This window comes from Xanthomonas sp. GPE 39 (genome assembly GCF_000963005.1).
Lineage (GTDB): Bacteria > Pseudomonadota > Gammaproteobacteria > Xanthomonadales > Xanthomonadaceae > Xanthomonas_A.
This window is the reverse complement of record NZ_JZHZ01000007.1, coordinates 2,414,821-2,435,410: the sequence shown is the minus strand read 5'-3', so window position 1 is coordinate 2,435,410 and position 20,590 is coordinate 2,414,821. Positions and strand designations below refer to the sequence as shown.

Genomic DNA, 20,590 nt, shown 5'->3' with positions numbered 1-20,590 from the left:
AGCCGCAGCCGCAGCCGCAGCCGCAGCCGCAGCCGGGACGATCCGCTGTCGCAGTGGCCGAGCTATCGGCTGCCGATCTCGGTCCGCTGGATTTCAGTGGCCTGGATCGCGAGCTGGTCGATATCTTTGTCGAAGAGGGCAAGGATCTGCTCGATCACTGCGACCGCCTGGTCGCCGAGCTGCGGGTTGCACCGCAGGATCGCGATCTGCTGGGCGGCCTGCAGCGCGATCTGCACACGCTCAAAGGCGGTGCGCGCATGGCCGGCATCAACGCCATCGGCGACCTCGGACACGGTATCGAATCGCTGCTGGAGGCGGTCGCCGCCAACCGCACCGAACTTGATCGTGACGACGTGCATTCACTCGAACGCGGCTTCGACCGCTTGCACCAGTTGCTGACACTCACCGGCAATCACCGTGCGGTGGCCAAGCCAGTGGATCTGATCGGCGCGTTCGTCGCGCGCACCCGCGCGGATGGCGTGGTGCCTGTGTCCGAGGCGAACGATCCCGTCGCCGAAGCCGGCCATGCCGCCGAGCCGGTCGTTTCCAACGTCGGCCAAGCGTGGCCGGCCAGCGTGGCACAGGCGCCGTTGTCCGCGCCGTTGCCGCTGGAGGACGCGCTGGAAAACGAGGCGATGATCGCGCGGCCGATGCAGGAGCAGGTGCGTGTAAGCGCCGATCTGCTGGATCGGCTGGTCAACCAGGCTGGTGAAGTGGCGATCTACCGGTCGCGGCTGGAGCAGCAGCTCGGCGCGTTCCGTGGCGCGATGGGCGAACTGGAGCGCACCAACGCGCGTCTGCGCGATCAGTTGCGGCGTCTGGATCTGGAAACCGAGGCGCAGATCGTCGCCCGTTACCAGCGGGAGCAGGATCAGACCCAGCAGAATTTCGACCCGCTGGAACTGGATCGCTTCTCCACCCTGCAACAACTCAGCCGTGCGCTCAACGAATCGGCTGCCGACCTCGGTGGCTTGCAAGGCGTCCTCGACGACCTGGCGCGGCAGTACGACAGCCTGCTGCAACAGCAGTCGCGCGTCAGCTCCGAATTGCAGGATGGCCTGATGCGTGCGCGCATGGTGCCGTTCGACGGGCTGGTGCCACGCCTGCGTCGCGTGGTGCGTCAGGCCGCCAGCGAAACCGGCAAGCACGTGCATCTGAGCCTGGATGGCACCCACGGCGAACTCGACCGCAACGTGCTCGATCGCATGGTCGCGCCGCTGGAGCATATGTTGCGCAACTCGGTCGCCCATGGCCTGGAGACGCCCGAGCAACGCCTTGCCGCCGGCAAGCCTGAGGAAGGCAAGATCACCATCCGCTTGCGCCGCGAAGGCTCGGAAATCGTGCTGGAAGTGGCCGACGATGGCACCGGACTCGACCGCGAGGCGATTCGTCGGCGTGCCGAACAACGCGACTTGATCGCCGCCGAAGCCGCGCTGACCGAGGCGCAACTGGATGCGCTGATCTTTGCGCCTGGATTCAGCACCTACGATCAAGTCAGCCAGTTGGCCGGCCGTGGCGTGGGCATGGATGTGGTGCGCAACGAGGTGCGTCAGCTCGGCGGCTCGGTCGACATCCATTCGGTTCGCGGTGAGGGTGTCACGTTCACTCTGCGCCTGCCGCAGACATTGGCGGTGACCCAGGCGGTGTTCGTGCAGATCGGCGATACCACCTTCGCCGTGCCGGTGGCCTCGGTCAGCGGCATCGGCCGTATCGGTCGCGAACGCTTCGAGGCGGCCAATGGTGGCTACCGTTACAGCGGCGAGGAATACACCCTGTACGACCTCGGTTCGTTACTCGGGCAGGAACCTGCGCGCGCCGAAGGCCAGGCGCAGGTGCCGCTGCTGCTGGTGCGCGCGGGCGACTTGCGCGCGGCGGTGGCGATCGACCAAGTGCTGGGCAACCGCGAAATCGTGGTCAAGCCAGTGGGCCTGCAGATTGCGTCGGTGCCCGGCATCTACGGCGCCACCATCGCTGGCGACGGCCGTGTGGTGGTGATCCTGGACATCGCCCCGCTGGTGCGACGCTACCTGGCGCAGCCGTTGTGGCCGTCGGTGCAAGCGGTGCCGACGCCCCAGCGCCACATGCCGTTGGTGATGGTGGTGGACGATTCGCTGACCATGCGCAAAGTCACAGGGCGCGTGCTGGAGCGGCACAACTTTGACGTGGTCTGCGCACGCGATGGTGTCGAGGCGTTGGAGTGCATGCAGGAGCGGGTTCCGGATCTGATGCTGCTGGATATCGAAATGCCGCGGATGGATGGCTACGAACTCGCTGCCGCGATGCGTGCCGACCCGCGCTACGCCGCTATCCCCATCGTGATGATCACCTCGCGCAGCGGCGATAAGCACCGCCAGCGCGCCTTTGAACTCGGCGTGCAGCGCTATCTCGGCAAGCCTTACCAAGAGTTGGATTTGATGCGTAACGTCTACGATTTACTGGGGATCGCCCGTGTTCGCGACTGACGGCGACGCCACCGCGCCGCCGGTTGCGTTGCTGGCGCGTCCGGGGATGGCGCGCGAACGCCTGCGTGAGGCGCTGCATCTGGCGGGCGCGGCGATTGTGCTGGAGGACGCTCCCGAGGCAGTCGATGCACAGACGCTGGCCGACGCCGCGCCTGCGGTCGTGTTGATCGCGCTGGAGCCGGCCATCGAGCAGGCGTTGGAGCGACTGGACACCGCGCTGGAGCGGCCAGGCATCACCGTGATTTTCGACGAGGCCGACTTGGCCGCGCGTCGCGAAGGCTGGGAAGCCCAGCGTTGGGTACGGCATCTGGCGGCCAAACTGCACGGCCACCAGGACGTGCTGCCGCCAGGGGGCGAGAGTGACAGCGACCTGCCGCCCGCGTTGCAAGTGCCCGCGGCGGCGATTTCGGCGCAAGCGCTCGATCACGCGTCGATCCAGGTGCATCTCGAAGAATCCGCCAGCCCTGCGCAGGTGCCCGACGTTGCATCGATCCATGTGCATCTCGAAGAAGCGGCCAGTTTTGCCGAGGCCATCCCAGGCGATGCCCTGTATACCTGGAAGCCGCCGCGTGATGTCGCACCGGGCTTTGAAGACCTGTCCTTCGCGCCCCACACCGAACCGGTCGCCGATCCTATCCCCACGCCACCGCTGATTCGCACGGCGCCATCCATCCCCGTCGCGCCGTCGCCGTCGGCCAGTGCATCGTGGTCCTTGGTCGACCACGACACCCCGCCGGTGACGCCGCCACCGCGCCCACCCGCGGAGCGGATCGCGATCTCGACCGAAGGGCTATCGCTGGTTGCGCTGGAAACGGAGGCGGGTGCCACGACAGCCAACGCTGGCGCTGTCACTCCGACTCCCACTAGTGCTTCAACTGGCACTGGCACCGAGACTCCCACTGGTACTGCGACTCCCGCTGCGGATGTGGCGACTGCCGCGCCGGGGGCCGTCCTGGTGATGGCGGGCATTGGCGGTCCCGACGCGATTCGTCGCCTGCTCGCCGCGTTGCCATCGCATTTCCCGCTGCCGCTGCTGGTGCAATTGCGCCTGGATGGCGGCCGCTACGCCAACCTGGTCAAGCAGATCGCCCGCGTGTCCGCACTGCCGGTGCTACTGGCCGAAGCCGACCAAGCGGTATGCGCCGGTCATGTTTACATCCTGCCGGATGACATTGGCGTGCGCAGTGCCGACGCTGCCGGTCTGCGTTTCGTGGCGCAGGCCGCTGGCGCAAGCGTTGTCGATGGCCTGCCCGCCGCGCATAGCGCCGTGCTGCTGCTCAGCGGTAGCGACCCGCAACAGGTCGATGCCGTGCTGGCGCTGGCCGAGCAAGGCGCCTGGGTGGCCGGGCAGTCGGGCGAGGGCTGCTACGACCCCACCGCTGCCGCGCAGTTGATCCTTCGCGGCCATCCCGGCGGTGAGCCGGTGCAACTTGCCCAGGCCCTGCGCGCGCAATGGGGCGGCTGAGCCGCGCCCGCGCATTTTTCCCGGTTCCAGGACGACCTACTTCATGAGCAGCTACGCCAGCAACGACGAAATCCGCGGTGTCCTCATCCAGGTGGGCAGCGAGCGCCTGCTGATGCCCAACGCCACCATCGCCGAAGTGATGTCGCGCGCCTCGGTGCAACCGTTGGCCGACGCCCCACCTTGGTTACTTGGTCAGATTGTCTGGCACGGCTGGAATGTTCCGCTGCTGTCCTTCGCCCACCTGACCGGCCTCGGTGGCGAAGCGGTGGCGGCCAATAACAAGGTTGTCGTTCTCAAGGCGCTGGGTGGTAATCCGAACTTGCCGTATTTCGCCCTGCCCACCGAATCTTTCCCGCAATTGATTTCCGTCCCACGCGACGGCCTGCTCGCCGACGCCTCCGAAGAAACCCTGCCTCCCGGCGTACACATGCGTGTGTTGCTCGGCGAACAAAGTGCGTTGTTGCCGGATTTGGATGCGATCGAGTGGATGGTGGGGGAGCGGTTTTTGGGGGTGGGTCTTTGATCTATCCTGAGTTTCAGTGAAGAGATTGCAAGGCTTGTGTTGCTGTTGCATATGTCGTTATTTTTGCTGGCGGGGCGATGCAATAAGTGTAAAAAATGCATGCCACGCTGACGAGATTGGATGTTAGGATGAGGATCGCAGCATCGATACGCAGAATGACGGATGTCTGTACTTTTTGCTGATCCAGTGCAGGAGTGTTCGATTCTGGTTTGGAGGTTAGATGAGGCGGGGTCGCTAGATTGCTTTAACGTGCTTGCTGTTTTCAGCTATTTTTGACGTGTCAGTTTACTTCAAAGGAATGTATATGAATTGGCGAGTTGGAACGGTTGGTCGATATGTAGTGTTTTGTGGGTTTTTTCTAGCGACGCTACCATTTTTTGATACGGCGATGGCGACGTCGTCAGCTCGCCAACAAAATGGTGCTTGTGATTATAACTCTTGCGACGAAGCATCGGCATACGCCGAATGCAGCGACGAGCTTTCGATCGCAAGGAAAGATCCAGGATTGCAGCCCTGGGTGCAAGGTTTGATTTGTTATAATCGCAGTCCGAGTGGATTTAGGTGGAGTGCGTACGTAATATCGCTGTGGAATGGCGTTCGTTACCAAGCTGCCAATTTGAATGATTATCAAAATGGGTTTCCCTATGTGTCTGGTTCTTCCGCATTAAACCTCGGATCCACTCTTGGTGCGCCAAAGTGCAGGGAGCAGTGCTTTGGAGATCCTATCAATGCGGGGATCGGTAATAAGTTCGAGACGCATAAGGAATATGTGGGTGTTGGCAATTTCCCTCTTTCTCTTTCGTTAAGTTACAATAACTCACATGCGATTAGCTATTTCCCAGGAAAATTAAAAATATTTGGGGAGAATAGGACGCACAGCTATCTTTGGCACGTCAGCTATTTCGATACATCTTCTGGGGCTGTCGTTTACGTCTCCCGCCCTGGTGGCGATGCTTTGCGTTTCAGTCAGTCTGGTAGCGATTGGGTGCCGGATTTGCCGAGCAGTGGTCGGTTTTCTCGACGCATACAAGGCGATACGGCAGTTGGCTGGCAACTGCAGGAAAACAATAATGCCAAAGAAGTCTTTAGTGACGCAGGCGATTTGCTCGAATTATATGATCCATCAGGATTCAAGCAGGTGTTGGCCTATGATGATTCAGGTCGCCTCGCCACGGTGACGGATGCACAAGGTCGTGCCATGAGTTTCGAGTACGGCGCAGGTGATCTTGTTCAAAGCGTTTTGTTGCCGGATGGCCAGCGTCTTTGGTTTTACTACACAGCTTCCAATCATCTGGAGCGGGTGAAGTATCCGGATGGGAGCGAGGTGAAGTATCTCTATGATGAGTCAAAGTATATCGATGGCTATGCGCCTGTCGGAACGTACACGGGTTTTATCGATGAATCTCAACAGCGTTATTCGACGACCATATATGAGAAGTCCCTTTATGCTCGTGATGCAAAGGCGGTGGGTACCTATCTCGGCAATGGTGTAAGCTACTACAAGGCCAATTACACATTTGTCAATGGCGAATTTTATGCCACGTCTGCTGCCATTACTTCTCCGCTGGGAAGTGTCAAGACGATAAAATTTTCCTTGATCGATGGTGTCGTGTCGCCTGTCTCGATTGTGGAAAATTGCGATCAGTGTGCGTCTAAGAGTACTTCGTATGTCTATGGTGATGACGGTCAAGTCAAAAGTATTACGCAGTCCGGCGTAACGACAAACTATGATTATGATTCTCGGGGATTGTTGAATTCAAAAACCGAGGCATCCAGTGATGCGAGTGGTCGTGCACGAACCATTCAGAGCGATTGGGACCCCATATTGGCTGTCCCGCTGACGCGCAGCGTTCGAAATGCAGCCGGTCGATTGATGGAAAATTCTGCCTGGACCTACAACGCCCGCGGCCAAGCGCTCACCGCGTCCAACACCGATCCGGCAACAGGCATCACCCGCACGTCCACCACGACCTACTGCGAACAGTCCGACATCGATGCCGGAAGCTGCCCGCTGCTGGGTTTGGTGACTTCGGTTGACGGCCCCAACACCGACCTAGACGACATCACCCACTACACCTACTACCCCAGCGACGACAGCGCCTGCGCTACATCGCCAACCACCTGCACGCACCGCAAGGGCGACCTGTGGAAAGTCACCAACGCATTAGGCCAGACCACCGAATACCTGGCCTACGACGGCGCCGGCCGCGTGCTATCGGTGAAGGACGCCAACGGCGTGGTCACCGACTCCACCTACCACCCGCGTGGCTGGCTCACCGCCAGCAAGGTGCGCGGCAGCGATGACAGCACCGAGAGTGACGACCGCATCACCCGCATCGACTACTGGCCGACCGGGCTGGTCAAGCAGATCACCCAGCCCGATGGCGCGTTCACCGCCTTCACCTACGACGCGGCGCATCGCCTCACCGATATTGCCGATAACGCCGGCAACACGGTTCACTACACCTTGGACAACGCCGGCAACCGGCTCAAGGAAGACACTCAGGACGCGTCGGGCACGCTCAAGCGCACGCTCTCGCGCGTGTACAACCAACTCGGCCAATTGACCACGCAAGCCACCGCGCAGGGCAATGCAACCGGCTTCAGCTACGACGCCAACGGCAACGCCACGCAAGTGACCGACGCGCTCGGCCACATCACCCAGAACGACTACGATCCACTTAATCGCTTGGCGCACACGTTGCAGGATGTCGGCGGCATCGCCGCGCAAACCGCGTTCGCCTACGACGCCCTGGACCACGTCACCCAGGTCACCGACCCCAAGGGCCTGTCCACCACCTATGCCTACGACGGCCTGGGCGAACTGACCACGCTCACCAGTCCGGACACCGGCACTACCACTTACACCTACGACAGCGCCGGCAACCGCGCCACGCAGACCGACGCACGCGGGGTGACCGTCAATTACAGCCACGACGCCTTGAACCGGCTGACCAGCGTGGCCTATCCCGATGCGAGCTTGAACGTCAGCTACCGCTACGACCTCAGCCCCAGCACCTGTGCCAGCGGCGAGACCAATGCGGTCGGCCGGCTGTCGCACATGCAAGACGCCAGCGGTAGCACCGATTATTGCTACGACCGTTTCGGTAATCTGGTGCGCAAGGTGCAGACCACCAACGGCAACGTATTCGTGCTGCGCTACGCCTACACCCCGGGCGGGCAATTAAGCCAGTTGACCTATCCCGATGGCGCGGTGGTCGATTACGTGCGTAACACGCAAGGCCAAACCACCGAAGTCGGCGTGACCCCGGTGGGCGGCACGCGGCAGGTGTTGTTGAACAACGCCAGCTACTACCCATTCGGCCCGGTGGCGGGCTGGACCTACGGCAACGGCCGGCCGATGCAGCGCGTGCTGGATCAGGACTACCACCCGCAGGCGATCACCGACACGCGCACAGATGGCTTGGCGGTGGGCTTCGCCTTCGACCCGGTGGGCAACCTCAGCGCGCTGACTGCGCCGGGCAACACCGCGCCGGTGGTGGGCCTGGACTACGACGCCCTGGGGCGGTTGAGCGCGTTCAAGGACGGCCCGACTGGCACTGTGATCGACGGCTACAGCTACGACGCCACCGGCAACCGACTCAGCGCCCAGGTCAACGGCGTGACGCAGCATTACGCCTACCCGGCGGACAGCCATCACCTGGCAAGCGTGGAGGGCGCCACGCGCAGTTATGATGCAGCGGGCAACACCACCAGCATCGGCGGAGCCACGCAGGCGTTCGTGTACGACGACAGCGCCCGCCTGCGCCAGGCCAAACGCAACGGCGCGTTGGCGATGGAATATCGCTACAACGGCCGTGGCGAACAGGTGCAGCGTTTCCTGGGCACGACCAACACCTACACGCTGTACGACGAAGCCGGTCACTGGCTGGGCGACTACGACAACAATGGCGCACCACTGCAACAAGCCATCTGGCTGGACGACCTGCCGGTAGGCGTATTGGCAGCAGGCACGAAGTTGAACTATATCCAGCCTGACCACCTGGGCAGCCCACGCGCGGTGATCGACTCGGTGCGCGACGTGGCGATCTGGCGATGGGACCTCAAGGGCGAAGCGTTCGGCAACACCGCCCCGGACCAGGACCCGGATCGGGACGGCACCGCGTTCGTGCTCAACCTGCGCTTCCCAGGGCAGCGGTATGATGCGGCCAGTGGGCTCAATCAGAATTACTTCCGCGATTACGAGCCGGGTACTGGCCGGTATGTGCAGAGTGATCCGATTGGGTTGGGTGGTGGCACCAATACCTATGCCTATGTCATCAATAATCCTCTGATGTTCATCGATCCACTTGGGCTACAGGAAGTGTTGCCATTTCCCAGTGAATTAATTCGACCGATTCCTCAGGTGATTAGTCCCGGAGAGACCCTCGATCCGGCAATGCCCATCCCCGACACAAAGAGTGACGGACCTGGTTGCCCTAGGAGTGGTGACCCGTGCAAGGGTTTGCGTGACCAACTTCGGATGCATCAGCAAAAGCTGCGCGAATACATCGCCAATCCCAAGATGTATGATAATCTTGGATTTCTCGGAAAGGGGTATGATGAATTAATCATACCGGCGAGAATTAGAAGTCTTGAGCGGCAAATTGCGAATTTTAAGAAGCAGCTAGAAGAATGTGAGGCGCGATATGGTTCAATTTAATTTGCGCGATCTAAAGAAGATTAGTGATGCTATTTTGGATCATATTGTGAATGATCTAAAAATAGAGACGATCACGATAGCGGATGACAAGGACTTCTATTGGGAGATTCCACCTGATCAAGTCTATGCAATCAAAGAGCCGCCACCAATGTTGGACGTTGGAAGGCTTACGGACGATTGGGAGTTCTTGGTGCCATTGCTAGACAATAGAGAACAGGCAGTTTCTCTTATGCTAGTTCACGTCGCATCACTCTTTCGCCACATCGGGAAAGAGGTAGGTCAATAAGGGATAACGAAGTCAAAGTCACTTATACGTAGAGTGCATTGTCGTTCGTGGCCGATAAAGCCGGCCTGGTGCCGGCGAATCGGCGCGTCTTGGTTTCAACCATCGCGCGGACTTGTTCGCACGGTGCAGACCATAAACGGCAACGTGTTCGTATTGCGTTGCGCCTACACCCAATGCAGGCAGTTAATCCAACTGACCTCCAGATGTCGCCGCGCTGCATCACATGCGCAGCGCGCAGGGCAGCGCCTGCAAGCTGGCACCATGGGCTAACATGGCCTCCGCTCTTGATTGTTATAAAATAACAACCATCACCGCGGCGATACACACATCGTCCCCACACTCAGGACTCCCCATGACCGCCGATGCTGGGCCTGTCGATCACCGTTCCGCTGTTGTCGAGCGCACCGCCACGTATTGCTTGACCGAGGCGGGCAAGGTGCTGAGCTGCTGGGCCGAGACAGTGGGCCGCCGCGACATCGATGCGTTGCTTGCCTTGTACGCGCCCGACGCCATTCTGGTGCCAACGCTGTCCGACGATATCCGCGGTCGCGACGAGGATCGTCGAACCTATTTTGCGTCCTTCCTGGCGGCCGATGGGATCAGTTGCGGTATCTCCGTGCAGAATAAGCGGGTTAGCGCCAGGCTCGGTACGGTGGTGATCGGTGGGCTTTACACCTTCGTGTTCGAGCGCAATGGAGTCAGCGAGCCGGTCAATGCGCGTTTCTTGTTCACCTTCGAAGAAATCGAGGGACGCTGGCTCATCACCGGTCACCATTCCTCGCGCTGTTCCGAGGGCGTTTAGTCAATCCCGGCGCATCAGCGTGCGTGCCGTTGCCGCGCGGTCGCACGCAGCCGTTTCGCTGCCAGGATCGTCCCGGTCAGGCTCAGGCACCAGCCGGTGGTCAGCAGCAGCAGTTGCACGGCGATGCGTAGACGCGGGTATTCGACCAGCCCCGGCACGCGCGTCGTGTGCAAGGCGAAGTACAGCCAGGCATAGGCTTGGCGGCTGGTATCCAGTAGCAGCAAGGGGTGGCCCGAGTGCGCGTCGATGTACAGCTCGGCGTGTTGCGGTGTTGCCAGACTGATGCGCAAGGCATTCGCCGCAATGGCATCGGCCTGGCGATACAGCGCGTCGTCGCGTGGTCTGGGCGTTGTCGCTACCGACCAGGCATGTTGAGCTGCGCTGCGGATGGCGCGCTCGCGCTCCGGCGATGACAGCAGGTGTGCATCGCCGGTATCGGCCTGGATGCCGAGCGTGGCGGTTGCGGTGTTGCCGCCATATCCACTCGCCCAGGCCTGGCCGCCGACGACATGGAAGTCGATTTCGCTGCTGCCATCCAACGCCCGTAGCGTAGCCGGCGTGACCTTGGTCAGCGCTGTGCGCAGGTCGGTCATCGCATAGCGTTGCAGCGCCTGCGCCGAGGGCTGGCCGCGCGAGAACAGCCGGCCATGATCCATCGACAGCCAACCGCTGAATATCCAGGCAAGCACGATGACCGCACCCACCAAGCCCAGTCCATGATGCCACTTCAACATGCCGCGGTAGGGCGACCAGCCGCCAGCGTTGCGGTGGCGATAGTGCCAACTGCGGTACAGGCCCAGTGCGGTGCCGCTCAGTGTGCCGACCAGCGCGATCATGCCCAGCCACCACACGCTGCGATCCCACGCGCCGAAGTCGTGCCGCAACACCGTGAAGTACACCCAGTGCGGGATGGAGCCCAACCAATTCCAACGACGCTCGACAGCATGCGTGCGCTGCATGATCTCGCCAGTGCGTGCGGAGACGTACAGCGTCGTGTCTTGCGGGTCGTCCATGTCGACGCGATAGAACGGCCGCCAGGGATCGAAGCGTTGATGCACGATCCATTGGTCGGTTTCCAGGGGGCCGGTTAACCGACGCACTGGCGCATTGCCGAAGCGTGCCGCCACGATCTGGGCCTGCGCGGCGCTCAACAACCCCAGCGGGGCGCCGCTGCGCGCATCAATGCTACGTTGTTGCGCGTCCTGTCCAATGACATAGCGCGGCTGCCCGGCGACGGACAGCAAGCGCAAGTCCGCATCGCGGTGGCTGTGCGCCAGGGCCATCGCTGGCGCGATGCGGACCTGCGCCAGCGCCAGCGGCTCGCTGTGCGACCAACGCGCCGTGTCTGGCAGCGATGGAAATGGCACGAACAGCATCACCATTCCACTGCTGAACCAGACCATGAAGGACAGGCACAGCAGCACGCCCAGCCAGCGGTGCAGCCAGGACAGTTTTGCCCAGAGCCGCCGACTAGAATGCGGCACGCACGTTCAACGCATAGCTGCGCGGTTGGCCCAGCATCACTTGCTGCGGGTAGGAGACATCGGCCCACTGCACGTAGGGTCTGTCGAACAGGTTGTCGACATGCAGGCTCAGCGTCACCGAGGGCGTCAGCCGATACGTGGCGTAGGCGTCGGTGAGTAGGTAGTGCTCCAACTGCAGTGTGTTGGCGAGGTTGCCCGCGCGTTCGCCCACGCGATGCAGGTCGAGCCCGAGTTCCAGTGGCAGGCCGCCTACGCTATCCACGTGGGTGCCGACGTTGAAGACGGTGCGTGGCACGTTGGGTGGACGGTTGCCCGAGACATCGAGGCCGTTGTTGTCGATGAAGTTGTGGTAGCGGGCATCGGTGTAGGCCAGATTGGTGTCCACGGCCCAGTGCGCGCCGAGCCGTGCCGTCAGCGACAGTTCTACGCCACGCGAAGTTTGCGCGCCGACGTTGTTCAGCGTGTCCTGACCGGTCAAGGTGAGGATGTTGTCGCGGCGGATGTCGTACACGGCCAGGGTGGCGCTGGCGCGTTGCTCGCTGCTGGCGGCCTTGATGCCGGCTTCGTACTGGCGTGCGTGGCTGAGTCCGAAGTCCTCGCCGGCATTGACCAGAAAGATATTGGACCCAGGCGGATCGCTGCCGGTGGTGTAGGACAGGTACGGTGTCAGCGACGGGCTCAGTGCATACACCAGCCCGATGCGCGCGTTGTTGGGGCGATAGCGGCGAGTGAAGCTGCTCGCGGCCTGGAACTGACCATTGGCATCGAAGTTGCGCCGCTCCAGGTCCAGGATTTCCCAGCGCCCGCCCAGCACCAGTTTCAGGCGTTTATCCACGTCCAACGCATCTTCCATGAACAGTGCGGTGTTGTTCCATGTGGTGGGGCTGCGCCGTGGTTGGAGGCTGCCGAACACGCCGGTTGGCCCGGGCAGTGTGGGATCGACGCTGTCTCCGTCGGGGAAGCCGCGTTCGCGCACGAAGCGCAGTTGGTTGTGATCCAACCCGACCACCAATCGGTTGGGCAGTTGGCCCAGTGGTTGGTCGAACGTCACGCTGGTCTGGCTGCCCCACAGATGCTGTTGGTGGAAGACGAAGAAGCGATCGCGGTCGATCTGTCCACTGGCGGGGTTGTAGGCGTAGTTCTCCGCGTCGATCCAGCGCCGCGATGCGTCGAATGCAAATAACAAGCTGCGCACGGTGACGTGTTCGCTCGGCGACCAGACCAGCATGGCCTGCGGCCAGAGCTGCCGCGAGGAAATCTGCGCATCGGTGACGTTGTAGTTGTGGTCGCGCAATGCCGCATCCACCACCCTGCCGTCGGCGCTGTGCAAAATGCCGCGCAGCGGTGCGTGGGCGACAGCGGCCGGGACGAGTGGTGTGCCGAAATAGGTGCTCGGATGATCGTTGGCGTAATCGACTGTCAGTTGCAGGCTGAGGTTGTCGCGTGGCCGCCACAGCATGGATGCACTGGCATTGAGCACGTTCGAACCAGTGGCGTGGACGAAGCCGTCGGAGGACAGGCGGCTGATATCGGTTCGGTAGGCAAGGACGTCGTTGAGTGCTCCGCCGCTACCTAAGCCGAACTCGCGACCACCGAAATTCGATGCGCCGGCGAGCAGGTCGTAGCTGATCGGGTCAAAGCGCGGTTGTTTGTCGACCACGTTGACGACGCCGCCAATCGCGCCTTGCCCATAGAGCACCGACGCGGGGCCTTTGAGCACGTCCACCGATTGCAAATTGAACGTGTTCTGCGGGCGCGTGACCATGCCGGATGGCCCCAGATACAAGCCGTTGTGCAGCATGGTGATCTGTGCGCCGGTAAAGCCGCGCATCGATAGGTCGGACAGATTACCCGGCGAACCACCTGCGGTAATACCGGGTAGTGCCAACACTGCGCGTTCGACGCTTTGCACGCCGCGTGTTTGCATGGTGTCGCCATTGATCGTATCGAGCGTGGCGGGCGTCTGTGCGGGCGGCAAGCCGAGTCGGCCGGCGGTCGGCAGAAATGGAGCGGTGTCCTGGCTTACGGCACGGACATTGACCTCGTCCAGGGTCTGCAGCTTAGCGCTTGAGTCCTCTGCCGCCATCGCGATTGAAGGCAGCAGCGCGAGCATCACGGCGAGCGCGAGATGCTGCAGTGGCATGGCGATGGAGCGGGTGGCGAGCGGAGAAACGGCAACGGCAAGGAGGCGGTCAGTCATGCGGAGGGAGGCGAGCGGATGAGGTGGGGGCGGTTGCGCATTGCGATGATGCGCCGTTGGCTGGCGGCAGTCGCACGCGCAGACGAGGGTGTTGGACTTATGGCAGCAGCAGTGGCATCCACAGTGCCTGGCCGTCCTCGTGTACGACGAGCAACCAATGCGGTTCCGGCAGGATCGCAAGCAGCGCGACCGCTGCGTTCCCCGGGGGGCGCAACATATGCCAACGCTCCGGTGTGGCGGGGTCGCCGAACAGGACGCTGCCATCGGTTCTGCCGGCCAGGATGCGCGGTTGATCGGGGAGCGTGCATAACGCGCTGACCAGCTCTTGCTGCGGGGAATCGAACAAGGTCAGCGGAGCGCGCTGCATCGGGCCGTTGATGCCGTCGAATGGCCACAGGATGGCCGCCGTCGCGCCACTGCTGGCGAGCCACGGTTTGGTCCCGACCCAGCACCACTGCCGCACTTTGGTCGCATAGCCGGCGATGTGCAGTTGCAATTCATCGCCCACGCGCCAGCCGTGCAGTGCGGTTTCCTGCATGCTGCTGACGACGAAGCGGCCGTCTGGCGACCAGGTGACGCCGAGATGGCTGCCACGACACGCCAACGGTGTGGCTGTCCAGTCACCGGAGGCCTGTGTCCAGACCGTGGCGCCGCCGTAGTGCGTGACCGCCAATCGCTGCCCAGTCGGATCGAAGGCAATGCCGCCGACGCTGGAGGGGTGATCCATGACCTGCGTACTGCCGTCCCTCCGCCATAGGTGCACCTGACGACCGACGGCGCAGGCATAGTGGCCGTCGCCACTGGCGGCGACGTGCTCCACCCATCGTCCGGGGAAACGCGCCAGCACCTGCACGCCGGCGGCGTCCAGAGACGCGAACACGCCATCGTCGCCGCCGCTGAGCACGCCGCCTGTGGCATCGGCCGCCAGTGTGAGGATCGCCCCATCGTGGAGTTGCACACGGTCTGGCGCTTGCTCCCTGGCGAAGCGGCGGACACTGCCATCGCCCCAGGCGGTGACCAATCGCGTGCCGCACATCACCGTGGCCACTGGCACCGCGTCGACCTGCATGGTGAAGCCGGTGGCCGATTGCGTTGGGATGGATGCGGAGGTGGATGGCTGCGACAGCATCTTCATGCCGTCGCGCAGGCGTTGAATCCCTCTCGCAACTGCATGCGTTCGAGGTTCCTGCCGATGAACACCAGTTTCGACACGCGCGGCTTCCCGGCCGGCCAGGCATCGAGGAAATTGCCGTCGGTCAGCATGTGTACGCCCTGGATCACGTAGCGACGCGACTCGCCGGCCAACTCCAGAATGCCTTTGCAGCGCAAGATGTCGGTGCCGTGCGTGCGCAGCAGGTCGCCGAACCACAGTTCGAATCGCAACGGATCCAGCGGGGCGTGCAATTGCAGCGACACCGAATGGATGTCTTCCTCGTGCTCATGCGCGTGGTCTTCGTCGAGGAAGTCCGGTTCGATCTCCAGGACGCGTTCCAGCGTAAACGCATTCAAACCCAGGACCGCATCTAGCGGCACATCGCTGCGCTGACTGTGATGGATGCGCGCGTAAGGATTGATGCTGCGGATGCGTGCTTGCACCGTTTCCAGGTCCGCCGCCTGGACCAGATCGATCTTGTTGAGCAGGATCACGTCGGCGAAGGCGATCTGTTCGGCGGCTTCGTGCGCTTCGTCCAGATGCGTGGCCAGGTTGACCGCATCGACCACGGTGACGATCGCGTCCAGGCGGGTTTTGGCGGCGACTTCCGGATCGACGTAGAAGGTCTGCGCCACCGGCGCGGGATCGGCCAAGCCGGTGGTTTCGATCAAGATGCCATCGAAATCGCGCCGCTTCATCAAGCCATCGAGAATGCGGATCAGATCGCCGCGCACGGTGCAGCAGATGCAGCCATTGTTCATCTCGAAGATTTCTTCGTCGGCATCGACGACGAGCTCGTTGTCTATGCCGGTCTCGCCGAATTCATTGACGATCACCGCATAGCGGTGTCCGTGCGATTCGGTGAGGATGCGGTTCAACAGCGTGGTCTTGCCGGCGCCGAGGAAGCCGGTCAGAACGGTGACGGGGATTTGTGCGGCAGTCATGGGGAGTTCCTTGGGGGAGCGCTTGTCTGAAAGTGCTTGGAGCGAGAGCGATGCGGTGAATGCGTCGGACGCCGCAACGGGGGGCGCAGATGCGGGCGTGCCAGCGCTGCTCGTGATGGCGGTGATTGGCAACCTGTCTGCCAGGGGTGTGGTGAGTGCGTTGCCGCCTCACATCTGGACATCGGCACTGCGAGCGCCGATGTCGGTAGCGGTTGCAAGTGCAAAGAGAAACGTGACGGTACGCCGTGCGCTGCGCGATACGCGCGCACTGACGGTGTATCCACGTGCGTGCACTGCCACATGCTTGGGGGAAGAATGCGCTGGTGGAGGCGTCGGGCTGGCATGGATGTTATAAAATAACATAACGCATGCAAGACTTGCTCAATCGCGCTGACTCAACTCTGCGGTCTGCGCCGTTTGCTATGTCGAGCCCAGCGCTGTGAGGCCAAAGCAGGTCGAGCGCGAAACCGCGTGTAGATTCAATGGCTTCCTACCGCTATCACGCCGAGCGTTGTGGTGATCGAGTCCGTGCCAAGCATTCAAAAATGCCTTGCTCAGCGGGCTGTGCCGCTTCGTGGCCCAATGCAAGGTTTAACCCGATAGGCCTGCGTGTTTTCGTGGCGTTGAAGATGCTGGTCTGGCGCATGCCACATTCGGCACGAGCGCTGGTGGTGCGGTGCTGAAAGCGCTGGTGCGCGGTGGATCAATGCGGTACTGGGCGATCTTGATGACAGCAGCGCAGAGTGCCATGCCATTGATCGAGTCAAATCCACACGGCGCATTCTGGGCGAATGTCGTCTGCCGTTTCAATCGCTGATTCTGCTAGCCCCAGATGCTGTCGCGACTTGTCACGCGCATGATGTGCCGCACAACCGTGTGTTGAGCCAGTTTTGCATGTGGCGACCAGGCTTTATGGCTGGACAGACACGCATCGATCCGCTCCAACGGCGTGTGGGCCAGCGACTGTGATAGAAATTAGATATAGAAAATCTATATTCCAGATGGTGACGATTTTCTGCTCTTGTTCATGTTTGGATTTGTACTTTGAAATTTATTCAACGATGGCGATAAAAGTGATGACGAAGAAAATTCATTTGACTTTCGACGACGGTCCTCATCCAAGCAACACCCCAAAGGTGCTCGACATCCTTTCTTTACATGGGATCACTGCGACTTTCTTCGTCCTTGGTGAGCGCCTTGCCGCTGCTGGCAATCTCACCGCACGCGCTGTCGCGGAGGGGCATCGTGTCGGTAATCACAGTTTCGATCATGAGCGACTTAGCGCCTTGAGCGAAGCGCAGATTTACGCAGAGATAAAAAATACCGAAGTGGCGCTTTCCAAGTACATTCCCATTGATCGCATCATGCGGCCTCCCTACGGTGCTCACAACGCGACGGTGGATAAAGTGCTGCAATCGCTTGGCTATCGCACCGTGATGTGGTCGGTGGATACCGAGGATTGGAAACGTAAACCTGATGCCTGGGTTGAGTATGGTCTACAGCAGATCCGGCGACGTGAGACTAGTATCGTTCTGATGCACGATATTCATAAGACTACCGTCGATCATCTGGATACCTTTATCAAGGGAATTCTGGCGTTGGGCGATGTGGAGTTCGTCAATCTGCAAGCCGTAACGAACATTCCGCCGCCCGCTTCTAGTGATTCGGGTAATGGTCATTCTGGTAATGTCGATTCTGGATCTGCTGCGTAACCGTATTACTACGTGATGTGCAGCAGCGGCATCCTGTCGTGCATTTACCGAAATTTCTGCGGGATTGGAATCCATTGGAGAAAAGTTTACGAGGCTAACCGTGAGATTATTTCCAATCCGGACCTGATCCATTCCGGCATGCGCTTGCTCATTTCCGTACTGGAACGCTGACATGGTCGCCTGAGTCGGCAATGACCTCACGAGCTGCGCCAGACAGCGCAACTGCGGACGAAGGGCGCGATTGTATGTCGGTGCCCGCGATTCCACTGGATCGCGGGCACTTTGTGCGCAAGTCAGAGCAGTAACTTTAGTCTGTACAGCGCCTCCAGGGCCTGCTTGGGGGTCAACTCGTCCGGATTCAGTGCGGCCAGCGCCTCCTGTGCGGCGGAGGGGGCCGCCGCGAATAGGCCGAATTGCTGTGGCGTGTCCAGTGCCTGTACCGCCATCTGCGCGGCATGGTGCTCGCCGCCGCGCTGCTCCAGTTCGGCCAGTCGCCGCCGCGCTTGCGCCACTGTTGCCTTGGGGAGGCCGGCCAAGGCGGCCACCTGCAGGCCGAAGCTGCGGTTGGCCGGGCCATCCTTGACCGCGTGCATGAACACCAGGCGGTCGCCATGCTCGACTGCGTCCAGATGCACGTTGGCGATGCCGCTGGGGCCGCCGTCGACCGGCTCGTCGGCCAGTGCGGTCAGTTCGAAATAGTGCGTGGCGAACAGGGTGTAGCAGCGATTGTGCTGGGCGAGGTGGCGCGCCACCGCGTCAGCCAGCGCCAGACCGTCGTAGGTGGAAGTGCCACGACCGATCTCGTCCATCAACACCACCGATTGCGCGGTGGCGTGATGCAGGATGTAGCTGGTCTCGGCCATTTCGACCATGAAGGTGGATTGGCCGCGCGCCAGATCGTCGCCGGCGCCGATGCGGGTGAGGATGCGGTCGATCGGGCCGATCACCGCGCGTCGCGCCGGCACATAGCTGCCGATGTGCGCGAGTAGGACGATCAACGCGTTCTGGCGCATGTAGGTCGATTTACCGCCCATGTTCGGGCCGGTGATGACCAGCATGCGTCGGCCTGGATGCAGGTCCAGGTCGTTGGGTTCGAACGGTTGTTCGCGCACCGCTTCCACCACCGGGTGGCGGCCGCGTTCGATGCGCAGGCAGGCGTCGCTTTGCAGTTCTGGCCGGTTCCAGTCCAGTGCCTGCGCGCGTTCGGCGAAACCGGCCAGGACGTCCAGCTCGCTGAGTGCGGCGGCCGCGCGCTTGAGCGGTTCCAGATGCTCGCCCAGAGTGTCCAGCAAGCCTTCGTAGAGCAACTTCTCGCGTGACAGCGCGCGTTCGCGCGCCGACAGCACTTTGTCTTCGAAGTTCTTCAGTTCCTCGGTGATGTAGCGCTCGGCGTTGGTCAGGGTCTGGCGTCGGCTGTAGTGCACCGGCGCCTTGTCGGCCTGGCCTTTGCTGATTTCGATGTAATACCCGTGCACGCGGTTGTAGCCGACCTTCAGTGTGGCGATGCCGCTGCTGGCGCGTTCGCGTGCTTCCAGGTCGATCAGGAATTGGTCGGCGTTGGTGCTGAGCCGGCGCAGTTCGTCCAGCTCAGCGTCGTAGTCGGCGGCGATGACCCCGCCGTCGCTGAGCTTGAGCGGTGGCTGCTCGGCGATGGCCGAGGCCAACAGGTGCGCGATTTCGTCGTGCTGGCCCAGTTCCGTTGCCAGTGCCGCCAGTCGTGGCGAATCCAGCGGCGCCAGAATTGCACGCACCGCCGGCAGCAGGCCGAGGCCATCGCGCAAGGTGGAGAAATCGCGCGGCCGTGCCGAGCGCAGGGCGACGCGGGTGAGGATGCGTTCGAGGTCGCCGAGTGCGCGGAATGTATCGCGCAGGTCGGCATCGGCGGCGCGGTCGATCAAGGTGCCGACTGCGTGGTGACGTTGCACCAGCACCTCGCGCAGACGCAGCGGACGGTGCAGCCAGCGTCGTAGCAAGCGCCCGCCCATTGGTGTGATCGTGCTGTCGAGCACGCCGAGCAGGGTGTTGCGGGTATCGCCATCCACGCGCGTGTCCAGCTCCAGATGGCGGCGGGTGGCCGCGTTCATCGCGATCGCCTCGCCAGCGGTTTCCATCGCGATGGAGGTCAGGTGCGGCAGGCGTTGCTTCTGGGTTTCCTCGACATAGCCCAGCAGCGCGCCGGCCGCCGCGATAGCGCGTGGCCGCTCGTCGATCCCGAAGCCGCTGAGGTCGTGCAACTGGAAGAACGCCAACAACTGGCGGCGGCCGCTGTCGGCATCGAACAGCCACGGTGGGCGTCGGCGCACGCCGCGTCGTTCGCGTAGAAATGCCGGCCACTGGTCTTCGTCCGGCACGAGTAATTCGGCCGGTTCCAGCCGTGCCAGTTCCGCTTCCAGCGCATCCTCGCTGTCCACCTCGTTGACCAGGAAGCGTCCACCGGCCAGGTCGGCCCAGGCCAGCCCGTAGCCGTGCTTGGTCCGCGCGATGGCCATCAGCAAGGTATCGCGGCGTTCGTCCAGCAGGGCCTCGTCGGTGACCGTACCCGGGGTGACGATACGCACCACCTTGCGCTCGACCAGCCCTTTGGCCAGCGCGGGATCGCCGATCTGCTCGCAGATCGCCACCGACTCGCCCAACGCCACCAGCCGTGCCAGATAGCCCTCGTAGGCATGCACCGGCACGCCGGCCATCGGGATCGGCGCGCCGCCGGAGCTGCCGCGTTGGGTCAAGGTGATATCGAGCAAGCGCGCGGCCTTGCGCGCATCGTCGTAGAACAGTTCGTAGAAATCGCCCATGCGGAAAAACAGCAGCAAGTCCGGATAGTCGGCCTTGGCGGCGAAGAACTGCTTCATGAGGGGGGTGTGTTCTTTTAACTCACTGTTCTGCATGGATGTTCTGT

11 protein-coding genes are annotated in these 20,590 nt (G+C 61.9%); 6 read left to right on the top strand and 5 right to left on the bottom strand.

The window, feature by feature from the left end:
- From XALGPE39_RS10145 to XALGPE39_RS10120, 5 genes are all read left to right on the top strand, one after another.
- A partial coding sequence (locus tag XALGPE39_RS10145; RefSeq protein ID WP_152624965.1) for a response regulator occupies positions 1-2,462 on the top strand: 2,462 nt, incomplete at its 5' end.
- 46 nt (positions 2,463-2,508) lie between these two features.
- Positions 2,509-3,927: a chemotaxis protein CheB gene (locus XALGPE39_RS10140; protein WP_082061955.1), complete on the top strand. Its 1,419-nt coding sequence runs from the start codon at positions 2,509-2,511 to the stop codon at positions 3,925-3,927.
- A 43-nt stretch (positions 3,928-3,970) separates the two neighbouring features.
- Positions 3,971-4,450, top strand: coding sequence for a chemotaxis protein CheW (locus tag XALGPE39_RS10135; protein WP_045728067.1), 480 nt, complete (start codon positions 3,971-3,973; stop codon positions 4,448-4,450).
- Between the two features lie 304 nt (positions 4,451-4,754).
- Positions 4,755-9,113 (top strand): RHS repeat-associated core domain-containing protein, encoded by a 4,359-nt coding sequence (locus XALGPE39_RS15240; protein ID WP_161795339.1) that lies wholly within the window; start codon positions 4,755-4,757, stop codon positions 9,111-9,113.
- Between the two features lie 638 nt (positions 9,114-9,751).
- Positions 9,752-10,201, top strand: coding sequence for a DUF4440 domain-containing protein (locus tag XALGPE39_RS10120; RefSeq protein WP_052690065.1), 450 nt, complete (start codon positions 9,752-9,754; stop codon positions 10,199-10,201).
- Positions 10,202-10,215: 14 nt separating this feature from the next.
- Here XALGPE39_RS10120 and XALGPE39_RS10115 read toward each other — a convergent pair whose 3' ends face one another.
- The 4 genes from XALGPE39_RS10115 to XALGPE39_RS10100 form a co-directional block, all read right to left on the bottom strand.
- The gene (locus XALGPE39_RS10115; RefSeq protein WP_235429788.1) at positions 10,216-11,685 is read right to left on the bottom strand and encodes a PepSY domain-containing protein; all 1,470 of its coding nucleotides are present in this window, start codon (positions 11,683-11,685) and stop codon (positions 10,216-10,218) included.
- Positions 11,672-13,885 (bottom strand): TonB-dependent receptor, encoded by a 2,214-nt coding sequence (locus tag XALGPE39_RS10110; protein ID WP_235429787.1) that lies wholly within the window; start codon positions 13,883-13,885, stop codon positions 11,672-11,674. Before XALGPE39_RS10110 ends, XALGPE39_RS10115 begins: the two co-directional genes overlap by 14 nt.
- Positions 13,886-13,982: 97 nt before the next feature.
- The gene (locus XALGPE39_RS10105) at positions 13,983-15,020 is read right to left on the bottom strand and encodes a hypothetical protein (RefSeq protein ID WP_052690063.1); all 1,038 of its coding nucleotides are present in this window, start codon (positions 15,018-15,020) and stop codon (positions 13,983-13,985) included.
- On the bottom strand, positions 15,017-15,982 hold the full coding sequence (locus XALGPE39_RS10100) for a GTP-binding protein (protein WP_045728065.1): 966 nt from the start codon (positions 15,980-15,982) through the stop codon (positions 15,017-15,019). The genes XALGPE39_RS10105 and XALGPE39_RS10100 overlap by 4 nt, the downstream gene beginning before the upstream one ends.
- Before the next feature lie 1,076 nt (positions 15,983-17,058).
- Between XALGPE39_RS10100 and XALGPE39_RS10095 the strand changes: the two genes are divergently transcribed.
- Positions 17,059-17,694 (top strand): polysaccharide deacetylase family protein, encoded by a 636-nt coding sequence (locus XALGPE39_RS10095; RefSeq protein WP_235429786.1) that lies wholly within the window; start codon positions 17,059-17,061, stop codon positions 17,692-17,694.
- Positions 17,695-17,987: 293 nt separating this feature from the next.
- On the opposite strand, the gene mutS is transcribed toward XALGPE39_RS10095, so the two are convergent.
- Positions 17,988-20,579 carry a DNA mismatch repair protein MutS gene (gene mutS / locus XALGPE39_RS10090; protein ID WP_045728064.1) on the bottom strand — a complete coding sequence of 864 codons (2,592 nt, stop codon included), beginning with the start codon at positions 20,577-20,579 and terminating at the stop codon, positions 17,988-17,990.
- Between the last annotated feature and the right edge of the window lie 11 nt (positions 20,580-20,590).